This window comes from Peribacillus sp. NPDC058075, assembly GCF_042885195.1.
GTDB lineage: Bacteria > Bacillota > Bacilli > Bacillales > DSM-1321 > Peribacillus.
This window is the reverse complement of record NZ_JBHVSL010000001.1, coordinates 1,829,633-1,846,751: the sequence shown is the minus strand read 5'-3', so window position 1 is coordinate 1,846,751 and position 17,119 is coordinate 1,829,633. Positions and strand designations below refer to the sequence as shown.

Genomic DNA, 17,119 nt, shown 5'->3' with positions numbered 1-17,119 from the left:
CCGAGATAGGCTAATAAAGATTGGTTGTAGCTGATAGACGGAGCTCCGTGCGGAGGGAAACTTTCATACATGGTGCGAGGTAGAAGCTGATGGATTCTATAAATAAAAAATCTAACCAACCTATTCTTATGGAAAAAGCAACAATAACAAAACGAATTTTCACCTATCTTTAAATAGGAAATACAAATAAATCAATCCTTTTTATAAAATAATGATTCGATTGAATTTCTAAAAGGGCGTGTTTTGATCAATCTAAACACGCTCTTATAATAGGTTATTTTATCAAGGTAAGGTATAGAATTGATCATACTTTATAAACATGTTTTAAAAGATGCTGCTAACCAAATTAAAGTCCCAGTTTGACGCTGGTAAAATGAAATGAAAGATGTTTTTGCTAACTTCTTTCTAGGTATTGGCTCCAAATCTACTTTATTATACAGCTCTCAAAGATGGCAAGCATCAATCACATCTGTCTTTACTTTTCGTAGAGATGTGCTCTTTTCTCGATAAAAGACAAGTTAATTAATGATAATTAGTACATAATCTCTTCCCTCGAAATGCTGAACAACTGGAGTATGACAATGACTAGTAGACTCTAATACGACCGTCGAATTCCTGTTAAGTTTTCTATTTCTCCCTTACTTAACAAAAGCCCTAAATGAATCTTAAAAACGCTGCATCAGCATTCATACCATCTTATCACTTCAGTGATTAGTGAATTGGGTTAGTATATTTTTTAAAAACGAGACAAAATGAGACAACAATCTCATTTTGTCTCGTTTTGTTTCGACTGAAAATAGTTAAAATCCCAATTTTACCGACCTCCCATCTTGGCACGGCATTTGCAATATATTAAATTGACTCATTATTAATGATTGGGGGCTGAAAAATGGAAACGGTTCAATCGAATGAAATAAAGTTATCACAGGACAAGGCTTATTGGATGTACAAAAAAATGCTGGAGATCAGGAAATTCGAAGACCAGGTTCATGAATCTTTTGCAAAAGGGATTTTACCAGGTTTTGTTCATTTGTATGCTGGGGAAGAAGCGGTAGCTGTTGGAGTGTGTGCTCACCTATCCGAAAAGGACAGCATTACAAGCACTCACAGGGGGCATGGCCATTGTATTGCAAAAGAATGCGATCTTAATGGGATGATGGCTGAAATCTATGGGAAGGTGACAGGGCTTTGCAAAGGGAAAGGCGGCTCCATGCATATTGCCGATTTGGATAAAGGGATGTTAGGTGCGAACGGGATAGTCGGTGGTGGCTTTCCGCTGGCATGCGGGGCAGCATTAACTGCCAAATATAAAAAGACCGATCATGTTAGTGTTTGTTTTTTTGGAGATGGGGCCAACAATCATGGAACATTCCATGAAGGGATAAATCTGGCGGCAATCTGGAAGCTTCCCGTTATATTCATCGCTGAAAATAATGGGTATGGGGAAGCCACGCCTTTCAATTATGCTTCAAGCTGTAAAACGATAGCGGATCGGGCGATAAGCTACAATATCCCGGGTGTCCGGGTGGATGGGAAAGATGTATTGGCAGTGTATAAAGCTGCCGAAGAAGCCGTTCAGAGGGCTCGCAGGGGTGAAGGCCCATCTTTGATCGAATGCGTTACTTATCGTAATTATGGCCACTTCGAGGGAGATGCACAGAAGTATAAAAAAGAACAAGACAAAAAGGAGCATAAACAAGAGAAAGATGCGATTGCCCTATTTAGGAATTACTTGCTGAATCAGAATCTGCTGGCAGAAAAAGAACTGATTTCTCTTGAGAATGCCGTAGAGGAATCTATTAAACAAGCAGTCAAGTTCAGTGAAGATAGCCCGTATCCAGAGGCATCCGATTTATTAAACGATGTTTATGTATCCTATTAAATGATAAAAGGAGGAATTGAGATGAGTAGAAAAATCAGTATGTCACAGGCAATAAATGAAGCAATGGCCATGGCAATGAGAAAAGATGAAAATGTCATCCTTATGGGAGAAGATGTAGCCGGCGGTGCAGAGGTCGATCATTTGCAGGATGACGAAGCATGGGGTGGTGTTTTAGGTGTCACAAAAGGATTGGTTCAAGAGTTTGGCCGGGATAGAATTCTTGATACACCCATTGCGGAAGCAGGATATATGGGAGCGGCCATGGCAGCCGCTTCGACAGGCTTACGACCGATTGCCGAGTTAATGTTCAACGATTTCATTGGCAGCTGTTTGGATGAAGTATTGAATCAAGGTGCGAAGTTCCGTTATATGTTTGGGGGTAAAGCACAGGTTCCCGTGACGATCCGAACGATGCATGGTGCAGGGTTCAGGGCTGCAGCTCAGCATTCACAAAGTCTCTATGCCTTGTTCACTAGCATTCCTGGATTGAAAGTTGTTGTTCCCTCATCCCCCTATGACGCAAAAGGGCTTTTACTTTCAGCCATTGAAGATAATGACCCTGTCATCTTTTTTGAAGATAAAACGCTATACAACATGGTAGGGGAGGTTCCGGAGGGCTACTATACAATCCCAATCGGCAAAGCTGAAATTAAAAGGAAAGGCTCGGATTTGACGGTCGTTGCCATCGGTAAACAAGTTCACACCGCGATGGAGGCTGCTGAAAAACTTTCAGCGAAAGGCATTGAAGTTGAAATTGTCGACCCGCGGAGCTTGTCACCACTGGATGAAGAATCGATTCTCTCCTCTGTTGCAAAAACAAATCGTCTGATCGTGATCGATGAAGCGAATCCTAGATGCAGCGTCGCAACGGATATAGCCGCATTGGTGGCGGATAAAGGATTTGACACGCTCGATGCGCCAATTAAGAGGATTACGGCACCACATACACCTGTACCTTTCTCTCCACCGCTTGAAGATATTTACCTTCCAACTTCAGAAAAAGTGATACAAGTCGTTTCAGAATTATTAGGGGAGCCTTCCATTCTAGGGGTGTAAATACATCCACATGATGCATGCTCCAGCTTTTTCGCATAGAACTGCAAAAGTTGGAGCAACAAAAACGATAATGGACACAGAAACCAATCTGAAGGGAGAGAAAAGATATGGCGGTCGAAGTGGTAATGCCGAAACTGGGCATGGCAATGAAAGAAGGCACTGTATCGTTATGGAGTAAGGCTGTTGGGGATCCAGTAGAAAAAGGTGAAGCAATAGCCAGTATCAATTCAGAGAAAATAGAAATGGAAATTGAATCTCCAGCTGAAGGTACAATTCTGAATATAACGGTTCAAGAAGGACAAGGAGTACCTCCAGGAACCGTTATCTGTCATATTGGAAATCCGAATGAAAAAATAAAGATCGATGAACCTGTTGCGAAAGAAACCCAGTCGAAAATTGCTGAACAAGAAAAGCCGAAAACAAAAGAGACACCCATTTTGCCAATGGGAGATCGTTTGATGATCACCCCGGTTGCACGAAAAATGGCACAGGCAGCGAATCTTGACATCGAGAAGATACAAGGCACCGGGCCAGGCGGAAGAATCACAAAAGAAGATGTACAAAAGGTAATGGAGAAAGGGGATTCCATGCCGGTAAATATAGAAAAAAGCATAGTTCCCCCACTCCAACCTACTTTAGAGAGTCCGAGGCAGATTCCTGTGACTGGAATGAGGAACATCATCGCTAAACGTATGAGGGAAAGCTTGCAAAGCAGTGCCCAGTTAACTATAACGATGAAAGTTGATGTCACTGATCTAGTCATTTTGCAAAAACAGGCTGCCGAAACACTGCAAAAATATGAATCAACTAAATTGACTATAACGGACTTTGTTGCCAAGGCTGTCGTGCTTTCACTTAAGAAGCATCCTAAAATGAATAGTGCTTATATTGAAGATAACATCATCTTGTATGAGCATATTCATCTTGGATTAGCGGTGGCTTTGGAGAATGGACTCGTTGTTCCCGTCATAAGAAATGCCGAAAATTATACCTTAAGGCAGTTATCGAGTAAGGCGAAGGAATTGGCCCGATGTGCACGTGACTCTCAATTGCCTATTGAAGACATGCAAGGGTCCACTTTTACCATCAGTAACCTCGGGGCATATGGCGTTGAGCACTTTACACCTATTCTCAATACACCGGAAACGGGGATACTCGGAATCGGCTCTGCTTACGAAACCCCGCTTTATATTGGCGAAGAATTGGAGAAGAGAACGATTCTGCCACTCAGTTTAACTTTTGATCACCGTGTACTCGACGGGGCACCCGCCGCTGCCTTTTTACAAACACTAAAAAGGTATTTAGAAGAGCCGATTACTGTGATTTTATAGAATAGGAGGGAAAGGTCTTGAATCGTATAGCTATTATAGGCGGAGGTCCTTCAGGATATGTAGCGGCAATCACTGCTGCCCAGCAGGATAAGGAAGTCATATTGGTAGTCGATGGGCCATTGGGTGGCACCTGTTTAAACGAAGGCTGCATGCCAACGAAGTCATTATTGAAAAGTGCCGATACGTATGACTTGGTGAAAAATGCCGGGCATATGGGAATTCGCCTGCCCTCCAATTCGATTGAAGTCGATTGGGAAACCGTACAGGAACGAAAGAGAGACGTCATATCTAAATTAGTGAACGGCATTCGATATTTAATGAGAAAGAATAAAATAAAAGTCATTCAAGGTAGGGCTTTTATCCTTTCAAGCAATCGACTGCGAATCGAGAACGATAATAAAAATGAAATAATTGAAGCTAGTAAGATCATCATTTCAACGGGGTCAGAACCAATTCCACTACCTTTTGCACCGTTTGATGGTGAATGGATCATCCACAGTGGCCATGCCATGTCACTTCCTGCCATTCCCGATTCGATGCTGATTGTAGGAGGCGGCGTCATCGGATGTGAATTTGCCAGTATTTATAGCAGGTTGGGCACCAAGGTCACCGTTATCGAAATGGGGGAAAAGCTGCTTCCAGGGGAAGATGATGATATTACGAGCATCCTTCATGACGAATTGAAAAACCAAGGTGTTACAGTCCATACCTCCACTTCAGTCAAAAACATCAATACAGCCAGTAAGACGGTATTTTTGGAGAAAAGTGATGGCGAATTGGAAGAACTTCATGCAGATTACGTACTCGTATCAATAGGGAGAAAACCAAGAGTGAACGAAATGGGCTTAGAGGGAAATGATATTGATTTTTCCCGACTTGGCATCTCGGTGGATGATCGAATGCAAACAAGCAATCCTTCAATTTATGCCTGTGGCGATGTGATAGGGGGCATACAACTTGCCCATGTTGCTTTTCATGAAGGGCGAGTGGCGGCTCTGAATGCCTGCGGCCAATTTGCACAAGTGAATTACCGGGCAATCCCTCGCTGCATTTATACCTCCCCGGAGATTGCCAGTGTAGGCTTGACCGAAAAAGAAGCGCGTAAAAAATATGGGGAAATTAAAGTTGGTGAATTCGCTTTTTCGGCAAACGGGAAAGCTGTCCTTTCCAATAAACCGGTAGGAAAAGTCAAAGTCCTGGTGAACCCACAATATAATGAAATTCTAGGTTTTTCCATTGTTGGTCAGCATGCAACAGAATTGATTGGTCAAGGAACGGTCATGCTGCATGCAGAAATAACGGCAGATATGATGGAAGATTTAGTAGCGGCACATCCAACCTTGTCGGAATCCATACATGAAGCTCTTTTAAATGTTGTAGGACAAGCTGTGCATTGCTAAAACTAAGGAGGAATTTGTATGGTTAGCGGTCAACGGACGGCGGTAGTCACTGGTGCAGGTCGTGGTATCGGACGTGCCATTGCATTAAGATTAGCTCAAGATGGATTAAATGTGGTTATTAATGACGTCAATCTGGATACGGCTGAATCGGTCGTGAATGAGATTAAGGAACTTGGACGTGAAAGCTTTGCCGTCCAAGCTGATGTAAGCAATAGATGGGAAGTATTCGAAATGGTGAAGCAAGTTGTGGAACGTTTTGGCCAACTGGATGTTATGGTTTCAAATGCAGGAATTGCACAAATAAAGCCTCTTTTGGAAGTAACTCAAGAGGATCTGGAACAGATTTTCAATATAAATGTAAATGGTGTCCTCTTTTGTCTGCAAGCCGCGGCTGAACAAATGAAAAAGCAAGAAGGCGGGAAAATCATAAGTGCTGCCAGCATCGCCAGTTATAAAGGTTTTAGCTTACTAGGTACATACTCGGCCACGAAATTTGCCGTAAGAGGCATTACACAAGCGGCAGCACAGGAATTGGCCCAGTTCGGCATTACGGTGAATGCATACTGTCCAGGAATTGTCGGGACGCAAATGTGGGATTTAATCGATGAAAAAATGGGTCAATATATGAATCTTGCTAAAGGGGAAACATTTAAAAAGTTTACAGATTCCATAACCTTAGGACGCTCCGAAACCCCAGAAGATGTGGCGAAATTCGTCTCTTACCTCGCTTCACCGGATTCAGATTATATGACAGGGCAATCCATCATGATTGATGGAGGAGTTATTTTCTCATAAACCGAAGAAAAAGCATCATGTGAATATTCACATGATGCTTTTTTTTTAAACTCAATCTATATATTGTAAGCGGATACATAATCTACTATAATTAAAAAGACCTCGATTAACATCCTATTTCATACTCCATGGTATTTTTCCTCTAGATTGACTGGTCAAATGAAGGTTTAAACCAAATGATTAGAGGAGGATTATATGCTATCCACTAGTTGTTATCTACGTACATGGGAACGCTTTGTCAGTGAAGGGGTTCTCGATTCAAATCGACTGAATAAGCGAATAATGGAATCCTGGCATCGCTGCAAAAAAGATCAAGTCAACCCATACCTTAATAAGGGCAGCCATATTTTGACGAATGAATTATTGGACATTCAAAGAGAAAAAAACTCCTTTCTATTAGAAGTGGCATCACCCCAATTATCCAGGATGGAGCGATCGATAAAGGAATCAGGAATGATGGCCTTATTGGTCGATCCGGATGGATATGTCCTTTCACTTTCCGGAAACGAGAAAATCCTCGATGAGGCAGGCAAAATAAATTTTGTGGAAGGCGTATGCTGGACGGAGGGTGAAGTCGGAACGAACGCAATTGGAACAGCGTTGAAAACGGGTGAAGGCGTAATGATTCAAGGTACCGAGCACTATTCAATTGCCTCACACAAATGGAGTTGCTCTGCCATGCCCATTTTAAATGAAGACGGTAAGATATTGGGAGTTTTGGATATATCATGTCCAGTAGATTATTTCCATCCCTCCATGCTGGGTATGGTGGCCAATTTGGCATATACGATCGAACAGGAAATGGGGGTGCGTTCCTATAAAAAGGAGCTGGCACTGATCCAGCACTCGATAGAACTTGCAGAAACCTATCCAGATCTGCCTTTTATCGTCTGTAATCATAAAGAAATGATAATCTCCGCCAGTAAACAGGTTCGCAAAAAAATTCCTCAATCCATTGGGATGGCATTGGCCGATCTGTTAAATCATGGATATCGAATCGCAAAGGAAAATCCGCTAGTATCCAAAGAGGATAATAGGATTTCCGGTAAGTGTTTATTCTTATCAGAGAATTATGGTTATGAAACCAATAGGCTTTTTCCTGCTTCCATGCCTGCAGAAAGCTTTGCCTTCAAAGGGGAAAGAGGGATTAGCGAGTCCTTTCAGAACACATTACATAAAGTGAAGCTTGTTGCACCGACAGAAGCCAATGTGTATATATCCGGTGAAACGGGGGTCGGCAAAGAGCTTATTGCCATGGCCATTCATGAAAATGGATTCCGTAAAAAAGGACCTTTCGTCACGATAAATTGCGGAGCCATACCTAAAGATTTAATGGAGAGTGAATTATTCGGGTATGTTGATGGAGCTTTTACTGGGGCTAAACGGCAAGGGCACAAAGGGAAGTTCGAGCAGGCAAATGGAGGGACCATTTTTCTCGATGAAATCGGTGAAATCCCTCCAGCGATGCAAGTTGCCTTACTGCGTGTACTTCAGGAAAGAAAAATCGTTCCGATCGGGAGCACAAAAAGCATTTCATTGGATATTCGCATTATCACTGCCACACACCGTAATCTTGAAGATCTTGTCAATGAAGGATCCTTTCGGAAGGATTTATACTATCGGTTGAATGTTTACCCCATTCATGTACCGCCCTTAAGGGAAAGGATTGAAGACATTCCTTATCTAGTCAACTACTTGTGTTTGAAGAATAATTGGAATATTCCATTAACGGAAGAATTATTGAATCGTTTAAAAGAGTACAATTGGCCAGGCAATATTAGAGAACTGCAGAATGTACTTCAGCGATTGACCATCTTACTTGCAGAAGGACCTCTGGATTATGGTAAAGTGTTGAATTCCATGCATTCTCAACCCGTTACACGGCCTGACGATTACCCTGCATGGGAGGAACCTGTTAATAAAGGCATAACGGGAAAAGAACTGACGATCCGTGAAAAAATTCAACGGGATCTAATGATAGAGGCATTACAAAAATCAAGAGGAAATGTCACTGCTGCAGCAAAGCTGATGGATATACCAAGAAGTACATTTTACAAGCGGCTCCATAAGTATGGTATATAGACATGCGTGTGTACATTTGTAATTAGAAATCCTTGAAAAATGAAAGGGGTATGGCAAATGAAAACGAGAATTACTGAATTATTGGGGATAGAATATCCGATTATTTGCGGAGGGATGTTCCAAGTTGGCCGAGCCCCGCTTGCAGCCGCTGTTTCAGAAGCGGGGGGACTTGGCATCATCACTTCGAAAACGCAGGCGACACCAGAAGGTCTCCGCGATGAAATTCGCAAAGTGAAAACTTTGACCAAGAAACCCTTTGCTGTCAATCTGAACCTGTTCCCAAGTCAAACGGCAACTCCGAATGATGAGTTCATCGATATTTTAATTGACGAAGATGTAAAAATTGTTGAAACGAGTGGCCGAAGCCCGGAAAGTTTAATGCCCAGACTTAAAGAGCACGGCTTTACCGTGATACATAAGGTAGCGAACGTCAAAAACGCAATATCGGCAGAGAAATTAGGCGTCGATGCCATTATTATTGTAGGGAATGAAACAGGCGGACATCCCGGCATGGGTGATGTAGGAACGCTTGTCATGCTCCCTAGAACAATTGACTCTGTTACGATACCAGTAATAGCAGGCGGGGGATTTTCAGATGGCAGAGGCCTTATCAGTGCCTTATCACTAGGTGCTGAAGGTATCGTCATGGGGACTCGCTTTATGGCAACCCAAGAAGCGCCGATTCATGATAACGTGAAGCAGTGGATGGTATCGGCCAATGAAACGGATACCGTTGTCATCCAAAGGAATATAGGCAGTCCGTCGCGAGTAGCATTAAATGCAGTCAGTAAAGAAGTGGACAAACTTGAAAATGAAGGTGCTACAATAGAGGAATTGATTCCGCTAATTACGGGACAAAGAAGCAAGGAAGTATACTTTGAAGGAAATTTAGACGGAGGCATCTGGTCATGCGGTCAATCCGTAGGACTCATAAAAGAAATATTGACCGTCAATGAACTAATAAAACAAATCATCCAAGAAGCAAAAACCTCGTTCGAATTCATCCAAAGCCGTATCGAATCCATTCGAACATAAATAGCCTATCTTACAAAAAGGTACAAGAGATCCAGTGCGATTTCGTGTTCCTTTTTTATTTATTAGACATAAGGTTCCATAGGTGCCCAAGTATAGGCTTTTTCAAAAATTGCACTACCCTTATTTATAACAGAAGGTTGAAGGAGAGACTGGTTTATTCGCAACGCAAAAACCAATTCAAGAAAGAAAAAAAGGTACATAATTCATCAATCCCTTACCAACCAACTTTCAGCAATTTCTTAACACATGTAAAAGAAACAAAGAAATAGCCAATTAGCAATTTCTTAACACATGTAAAAGAAACAAAGAAATAGCCAATTAAAATTTCGCAATTAATGTTTACATAATATTATTATTCCGCTTAATCAGACTACCTTAGGTTCTAATGTCATCTGGCATTTCTCATATATTGCTTTGATTCCAGAAACTTAATAATTACTTCTTTATTAAATGTAAAATTTCGACTTTTAAGATTTACTTATAAATGAATTGCATTCACGATACTCAAGAACTGATTGCTGAAGGTAGACAGTGTTTCTAAACAAATTCGTTTTAAAGGTTTACCTTATAGCTCTTGGCAGCATCCTGCTGATTCTCAGCATGTTGTTGCACATATGAAAGCGGTAAAGCTTGAACATCAATAAGCTTTAAACATTTATTAAAGGGTATTCATGCTAGTGGTTAAGTGTAATATGTCTTATAGGAGATAATGTGGCTAAACAGAGGATCTATGATCATTTTCAGGAAGAAAGCAGAACTTTCATGATAAAATATCCATTGAATTTTTATTGAAATAAATTATATTTATATAACTTTTTATTAGTGTTAACCCGTGATATTTCTCATTTTCCCATTTATTATATATATCGGAATAATAATATGGATAAATCATGTCAGTTAAGCAGGATTAATTTAGAATACTGCAGAATTATTAGATAACGATTTTTTTAAATAGGTCTTTAGGAAAGGATAAGCAAGCAGGGAACTTACCATAGCTGCTCTATTAATAATAGGCGGGGCATTCATTTATTACTTTATCTCTTCTTCGTACACAACCTCCGAAGATTTATTCGAATTCCCTGTACCAAGAAACGCTGAATTGGTTCAGATAAATGAACAAGGGAAAAGATATGAATGGTCAAGGGCTTCGAAGAAAATGGCATACCAAATGGATATGACTTAGTCCTTAAAGCGAATGGATTGGAAAAAGGGGGAAGGAGAAGCTGCTTCCGTTTTTTACACGAAGGGAAATAATACAATAGACTTGCTAACTACAACAAAGCAATGACAAATACTAATTGAATAATCAAACCTATATCATAAAAATGTCCGAAAAAGAACTATGTTAACAATTAGCAGATAAATTAAAATGCAAAAATAAAAATCAGGAAATTTATTTTTGAATGACGTAACTGATGTGAAATTAACTTAAATCCAAAAAATCTTATTACGAAAAGTTTATCCAAATTTCAAATCAAAGATCAATCATTTTTATTGCAACAAAAAAGTTTTAAAGTATAAATTAACAATGACTAATTAGATAAAAAGTTAGAGGTAAATAAACATAAATAATGGCCATGATTAAATATAAAAATTTGCATTTCGTCTCACTAAGTTAAGTATTCTTAAGATATGAGACAAAATTAACATTGAAAATAGAACTTCCTATAATATATATTATGTAAACTAGAAAAAATAATAATATAAAAATGTTCAGAGCTTCATATTCCCCTAAGATTCATTATAGTCCCCTAATTTGCCTCAAGTTGACTATATCATTCATTGTTGCTTCCGATAATTCTCAAGGTTCTTCGTATAAGTTAAGTCGGTTAGTTCTCATAAAAAATGGTTTCGAACATAATTCCTTGGGTTGGACCGAATAATTCCCAGGAGCTCTAATAATTATGAATTACGTTCAAGTTTCGGATGATTATCTCATGTACATAGAAGTTGAGAAAAATTACTCCTTGAACACATTAACTAGTTACGCATTCGATTTAAAGCTCTACGGTGAGTTTTTAACGGCTAACAACCGATCATTGGACTTAGATGATCTCACATCGTCCAGTGTGCGGCGTTTTGTGCAAGATCAGGTCAATTAATCATGGTATTAAACCAAGAACGCTACAACGCCACATTTCGTGCTTAAAATCATTTAGTAAATATTGTTTAAAAGAAAATTACATGAAGTCTGACTTCACAGCAGGTATTCAAGCACCTAAAGCCGATAAGAATTTACCTAAATATATGACCTTACAGGAGCTTCACAAATTATTTACTTGTTTAGAACATGATTCGCGTCCGCAAAGAATTAGAAATGAATTAATGTTTAAACTACTCGCAACAACAGGAATGAGACGTCAAGAATTAGTGGATTTAACATGAGAGCAAGTTCATTTAGAAAATCAAACGATTTTAGTTCGAGGAAAAGGAAGAAATGAACGCCTCCTCCCCCTTCATCCCATTGTCTTACCGTTATTTGAAGATTATCAAGAAACCCTTTTGGAGCAGCAAAAACATTACAGTGAACCGTTCTTTTATAATCAAAAACATAAGCCTTTAAATCCTCGTGGATTGCACAAAATTTTCAAGGAGATTCTAGAACGGGCGTGCTTACCCGCTCACCGATTTTCTCTTCATCATTTAAGGCATACGTGTGCTACCTTACTCTTGCAAGAAAACATAGATAAAGTGGATTTAAGGACTTTACAGGAACTATTAGGCCATGAAAGTCTTGTTACTACTAGCGTGTACACTCATATTGATTTTGAACAAAAAAACGAGCTATAAACAGTTTTTTAATTGTTAAAAATACGTGACTCATTTAGAGAAACAGATGTCATTCATTTTAATCTTTGAATGGCATTTCTGTTTTATCATTCAATGGGTTCCAATATGTATAACAATGTTACATTCAGATGGATGAATTAGCCCGTGTGCAACTTTATTTCTAAAGTTACTTCCTGTTTGTTCCACCATTAACATTACCAAATATTTATGAATTTCTTTTGAAATAGCTTCTTTAATATCCTTCCGTTCTAAAAATTCATTAAAAGTTTGTTCTTGTTGTACGGTACCTATTTTAATAACTGTTGTTGCAAATCCGATCTTACCAAAGAATTTTCGAACAACTGATTCAAGCTGTGGCACTAATATATGCATAGAACTTATTTTCACGTTCATTGGTGGAACGATACCTGTTGTCTTGGATTTCTCTTCTGTGCATTTTTTTCCTCATTTCCATTGCTAATTGGTAAAAGCAATTCTACATTCGTCCCTGATCCTTCTTTACTTTTTATTTTAATTTCACCCTTATGAAGATTGATAATACTTTTGGCAATATGCAGCCCCAAACCAGAACCTCCAGTTTCTCGGCTTCTTGCTTTATCCACTCGGTAAAACCTTTCAAAAATATTCTCTATTTCTTCCTCTGGGATTCCAATACCATAATCTTTTATATGGATTATTGCATGTTGTTGATTCCTTTCTAAGATGACTTCAATTTTGTCATTGCTATATTTAATTGCATTATCTAGCAAGATGATAATTACCTGCTTTATCTTTAATAAATCCGCATAGATAGTGATTGGATTTTCCTCGAAACGCAGTGTTATTTCTCTTTTATATACACTTTTAAGTTGTTTTAAAATGCTTTCGCATATCGATACCAATTCAACTTCATTCATTTCTAATACATTTTCTTTCTCTAAGTTAGCTAGGTCTAGAAAAGTTTCTGTCATTTTTGAAATTCTAGTTGCCTCTGAATGAATTGCTTGGATTGCTTCGTCAGCCATTTCATTATTTTGTATCCCATGCCTTCTTAAAAGATTCGCATAACTTTTAATCACGGTTAATGGCGTCTTTAATTCATGTGATGCATCAGAAACAAACTGTGATTGTTTCTTCAAATTTTCTTGGAGCCTATCTATCATCCGATTAAATGTACTTGCCATTGTATGAAGTTCATCTCTCGTCTCATTTTGAATGTTTATCTTTTTAGGAACACCGCTCTTTTCAATTTCTTCCATGGTTTTTATCATATTGGAAATTGGTCTCATAATCATATTAGCTAGCCATCTACCTCCAAGTAAGGACAATAAAGTTGCTAATATTGTACAAAATCCTAAGATCCCACGAAGAATTTCTTTTCTCGTTTCGAGACCCGATAACCGTTCCCCAATTTCCAAGCTCCCATTTTTTCCATTATTAATCGGAACACGAACAATCAATACCTCTTCTTCCCCGTTTTCCGCCGAGATCAAACGTGTTTGAGCCTGCTTTGTCTTCGTGTATTTTCCTTTAATTTTTTTTATGAGTTTCTGATCATTCGTTACTTCATGAATCACCTTGTTTTTCGGGTGTATGATTCTGATAAATGAATGGTCGGTTAAATAATCTTTTAATTTTAACTCAACATAACTAGAGGATTGATTTGTATCGATGTCTTTTAGAATATCTTCTGCCTTTTGAAAAAGGACATTCTCTTCCATATTTACTGTTGTTTTCATAAATAAAAAAAAGACCACGAAATTAATGAGCATGAGTATCCAAAGCATCCAGACAGTTGTTAAAAGATTAATTTTTGTTGTGATCTTCATCCGTTTTCTCCTTTATGGTAAAACCAATCCCTCTAACAGTCGTAATTAGAGGGGTAGAAAAGCCTTCATCAATTTTTTTTCTTAGGTGTGTTATAACGACATCAATTACGTTGGTTTCGCCCTCAAACTCATATCCCCAAATGTTAATTATAATATTCTCCCGTGTAACTACTTTATTTTTATTCATTACTAAATAAACCAAAAGGTCGTATTCCTTCGGTGTTAACAAAATGGCTTTTCCATTCCTTTTTACTTCTCTTGCATCCGTGTTTATTATTAGGTTAGACACTGTCAATAAAGGTAAGGACTCTTCTTCCTTTGATTCTACTTTATTCGGATAATTGCGAATACAAGCACGAATTCGGGCTAATAGTTCTTCAATTTCAAAAGGTTTTGTTACATAGTCATTAGCTCCCAGATCCAATCCCGCTACTTTATCAAATGTTGTATTTCGAGCTGTTAAAAGAATAACAGGAATTTTACTCCTTTCCTTTCTTAATCTCCTTAGTACTTCCATTCCACTTAACCCAGGCAACATAACATCCAATAAAATTAAGTCGATTCCAGGTTGCAAGGCGGTTTCTAATCCTGATTTACCGTCATGTTCTACTGTGACTTGATAACCCTCAAACTCCAATTCGACTTTTAAGACACGAGCAATCTGAGTTTCATCCTCGATTACAAGAATATGTATTTTCAACTTCACTCATCCCTTCTAACCACTTTCTTTATTACCCATTTTCAATTCAATACTTTTCTATAACAAGTCTTAACATTTCAAACAACAAAAAGTTAAAAGATATCCAGACACCACCATATACATATCCACCCAAAATATCACTTGGAAGTAAATCGGTCGATGCAATATTTGCAATTGTTAACCCCATTAATAATATTAACCCCATTAAAGGAAGGAATATGGACGTATAATATTTTTTCGAATGACGAATGAGTAAAAATAAGCATGTTCCATAAATAATTATTCTAATAGTAGCATTTATATCAGGAAAATTTGCGGAATGAAATTTAGCAACGAACCCTAATGATTGGAGATAGGAAAAAAACTGCATAATTGATTCATGAAACAGCCTCGCTCCTAAAACCGAAACGATAAGTAGAAAATACTCAAGCAGCCTATTCCTTCTTTTTCTCCAAATGCGTATGATCGTTACCCCAATAATTACTCCAAGTACATAAGGGGATTGAAATACTAACAACCCTTTCATCCAACTCATATATAATGAAGACGTCACTATATATTCAGCAATTATATTAAATTGAGTAAACTCATTATTTAAATAGTCTTGAGCCATTCCCAGCATCAAGGTCACCATTCCGATTAAAATTAAAGTGAGAAAAATAAGAAAGATTTCTGTTTTTCTTATGGTTTTTAGTCGATTTGTTAACCATTTAATTAAATGAATAAAAAAGTTTTTAATTTGAACTTTATAAAACCGATAAGTTAAATAACCAACTAACAATACCCCAAAAATAATTATAAAAATAATGAAATATTTACTTGCTGAATGATGGAAGTCCTCCCAGTGAGGTCCCAATACTTTTCCTAGAGTAATAAAACAAAATCCCCATAAAAATGAACCTGTATAAGCTGGAATAATAAATTTTCGAAACGGCATTCTAGAAATCCCCGAAATATAACCAGTGAAATGTCTAATTCCTGGAATGAAATAAGCAAAGACCAACAATTTACTGCCAGAACGCTCAAACCAAGCGGATATTTTTTTATATCTTTCTGGTCCCAGATGGATATACTTTCCATATTTTTCAATTAGTTTATACCCTCCTGCCTTACCAATCCAATAGGTTACAGTAATTCCCGCACCACCTGCTACAAAGACTGTCAGGAGTGACAAAGGGTAATTCATTGTTCCCTGAAATACAAAATACCCAGTGTAGCTCATTAAAAATTCACCTGAAATAGGTAGAGCCATGAGTTCTAGAAAAATCCCTATGAATAATATCAGATAACTGTGATGTTCAAATAAATTTATTAAGTATGACAAATAAATGCCTCCATTTTTATAAAAAGAAACTTTAGAGTAAATAATTCTACAACTTTAGATCTAATTACAATTTAGCACGATAAATGAATTCATTTTCTATGTTAATGAATTTTTAATCTTGTATTAAGGGAAAAAAAAGGTATATGGATAAAATAAAAAAGCTGTACCCTTTCCAAAAAGGATAATAAAATTAAAGTTTTTTTACCCTTATTGGACTTACCATTAAGAGAGCCAGTATTATGGTAATCCACGCATTGCTATATAAAAAGAATCCCATACCAGCCAATGGTAATCCAGCAGCTGGAATAGGTAATTCTTTAAAAAACCCAATCGTTGGTTTAACACTAAACTTAGCTAATCTTAATGCTCCCATCGTTGGGAAAAGGATAAATGCCAAAGATGTAAAAATTGATGGTTCTGCTATCGAATGAAATAGAAGTGCAGGAGCAACTCCGAAACTAATAATATCAGCCAAGGAATCCAATTCCACGCCAAATTCACTGTTCACTTTTAATTTTCTCGCAATCCTTCCATCAAGAAGATCTAAAACAGCCGAAAAGAAAATAAAAACGGAAGCTACTTCCAAAAAGCCACTCATAATATAGGTAATTGAAAATACACCGCACAATAAATTTCCAATCGTAAATAAATTAGGCACAACTTTTACCATTTGATTGAACAAGGTAGTCCCCCCTGACGTCGAACAATCTCCGCATTTATGTAGCATTTTCGATATATTCTTCCGATTTTCTTAAATATTAAAGGTAAAACATCCTTGTGTCCCACCTAGCCTTAATACAGAAGCCACCAAGTATCTCACTTGTCTTAAGCTAATCCTGACCTAAAATTATTTTTCTTCTTAAGGAATTCTTAATCATTTATTCATAGAACAAAAAGTTTCCTTTTATATACTTAG

15 protein-coding genes and 1 pseudogene are annotated in these 17,119 nt (G+C 38.0%); 10 read left to right on the top strand and 6 right to left on the bottom strand.

Annotation, left to right across the window (positions count from 1 at the left end):
• Positions 1 to 446: 446 nt before the first annotated feature.
• Positions 447 to 608, bottom strand: a pseudogene (locus ACFVS1_RS09140) (IS110 family transposase); the annotation flags it as partial.
• A gap of 281 nt (positions 609 to 889) precedes the next feature.
• Here ACFVS1_RS09140 and ACFVS1_RS09135 point away from each other — a divergent pair.
• The 10 genes from ACFVS1_RS09135 (at position 890) to ACFVS1_RS09090 (ending at position 12,371) form a co-directional block, all read left to right on the top strand.
• Positions 890 to 1,882, top strand: coding sequence for a thiamine pyrophosphate-dependent dehydrogenase E1 component subunit alpha (locus tag ACFVS1_RS09135; protein WP_241591712.1), 993 nt, complete (start codon positions 890 to 892; stop codon positions 1,880 to 1,882).
• A gap of 21 nt (positions 1,883 to 1,903) precedes the next feature.
• Positions 1,904 to 2,938: an alpha-ketoacid dehydrogenase subunit beta gene (locus tag ACFVS1_RS09130; protein WP_241591709.1), complete on the top strand. Its 1,035-nt coding sequence runs from the start codon at positions 1,904 to 1,906 to the stop codon at positions 2,936 to 2,938.
• A gap of 107 nt (positions 2,939 to 3,045) precedes the next feature.
• Entirely contained in the window at positions 3,046 to 4,269 is a 1,224-nt protein-coding gene (locus ACFVS1_RS09125; RefSeq protein ID WP_352923542.1) for a dihydrolipoamide acetyltransferase family protein, read from the top strand.
• A gap of 17 nt (positions 4,270 to 4,286) precedes the next feature.
• Entirely contained in the window at positions 4,287 to 5,669 is a 1,383-nt protein-coding gene (lpdA, locus tag ACFVS1_RS09120; RefSeq protein WP_387546590.1) for a dihydrolipoyl dehydrogenase, read from the top strand.
• Positions 5,670 to 5,687: 18 nt separating this feature from the next.
• A complete protein-coding gene (locus ACFVS1_RS09115; RefSeq protein ID WP_387546587.1) occupies positions 5,688 to 6,464 on the top strand; it encodes an acetoin reductase in 777 nt (258 codons plus the stop codon).
• Between the two features lie 195 nt (positions 6,465 to 6,659).
• Complete coding sequence (locus tag ACFVS1_RS09110; protein WP_387546584.1) at positions 6,660 to 8,546, top strand: sigma-54-dependent Fis family transcriptional regulator; 1,887 nt, start codon at positions 6,660 to 6,662, stop codon at positions 8,544 to 8,546.
• 57 nt (positions 8,547 to 8,603) lie between these two features.
• Positions 8,604 to 9,581: an NAD(P)H-dependent flavin oxidoreductase gene (locus ACFVS1_RS09105; RefSeq protein WP_387546582.1), complete on the top strand. Its 978-nt coding sequence runs from the start codon at positions 8,604 to 8,606 to the stop codon at positions 9,579 to 9,581.
• Between the two features lie 1,904 nt (positions 9,582 to 11,485).
• A complete protein-coding gene (locus tag ACFVS1_RS09100) occupies positions 11,486 to 11,683 on the top strand; it encodes a site-specific integrase (RefSeq protein ID WP_387546580.1) in 198 nt (65 codons plus the stop codon).
• 82 nt (positions 11,684 to 11,765) lie between these two features.
• Positions 11,766 to 11,966, top strand: a complete 201-nt coding sequence (locus ACFVS1_RS09095) for a hypothetical protein (protein ID WP_387546577.1) — start codon at positions 11,766 to 11,768, stop codon at positions 11,964 to 11,966.
• A 27-nt stretch (positions 11,967 to 11,993) separates the two neighbouring features.
• The gene (locus ACFVS1_RS09090) at positions 11,994 to 12,371 is read left to right on the top strand and encodes a tyrosine-type recombinase/integrase (RefSeq protein WP_387549265.1); all 378 of its coding nucleotides are present in this window, start codon (positions 11,994 to 11,996) and stop codon (positions 12,369 to 12,371) included.
• A 90-nt stretch (positions 12,372 to 12,461) separates the two neighbouring features.
• Here the strand turns inward: ACFVS1_RS09090 and ACFVS1_RS09085 are convergent, their stop codons facing one another.
• From ACFVS1_RS09085 to pssA, 5 genes are all read right to left on the bottom strand, one after another.
• Positions 12,462 to 12,764: a DUF4209 domain-containing protein gene (locus tag ACFVS1_RS09085; protein ID WP_387546575.1), complete on the bottom strand. Its 303-nt coding sequence runs from the start codon at positions 12,762 to 12,764 to the stop codon at positions 12,462 to 12,464.
• Positions 12,761 to 14,179, bottom strand: a complete 1,419-nt coding sequence (locus ACFVS1_RS09080; RefSeq protein ID WP_387546572.1) for a sensor histidine kinase — start codon at positions 14,177 to 14,179, stop codon at positions 12,761 to 12,763. Before ACFVS1_RS09080 ends, ACFVS1_RS09085 begins: the two co-directional genes overlap by 4 nt.
• Positions 14,157 to 14,879, bottom strand: coding sequence for a response regulator transcription factor (locus ACFVS1_RS09075; RefSeq protein WP_387546569.1), 723 nt, complete (start codon positions 14,877 to 14,879; stop codon positions 14,157 to 14,159). The genes ACFVS1_RS09080 and ACFVS1_RS09075 overlap by 23 nt, the downstream gene beginning before the upstream one ends.
• 46 nt (positions 14,880 to 14,925) lie before the next feature.
• The gene (locus tag ACFVS1_RS09070) at positions 14,926 to 16,203 is read right to left on the bottom strand and encodes a VTT domain-containing protein (RefSeq protein WP_387546566.1); all 1,278 of its coding nucleotides are present in this window, start codon (positions 16,201 to 16,203) and stop codon (positions 14,926 to 14,928) included.
• 190 nt (positions 16,204 to 16,393) lie between these two features.
• Complete coding sequence (gene pssA / locus ACFVS1_RS09065; protein ID WP_387546563.1) at positions 16,394 to 16,885, bottom strand: CDP-diacylglycerol--serine O-phosphatidyltransferase; 492 nt, start codon at positions 16,883 to 16,885, stop codon at positions 16,394 to 16,396.
• Positions 16,886 to 17,119 lie beyond the last annotated feature (234 nt).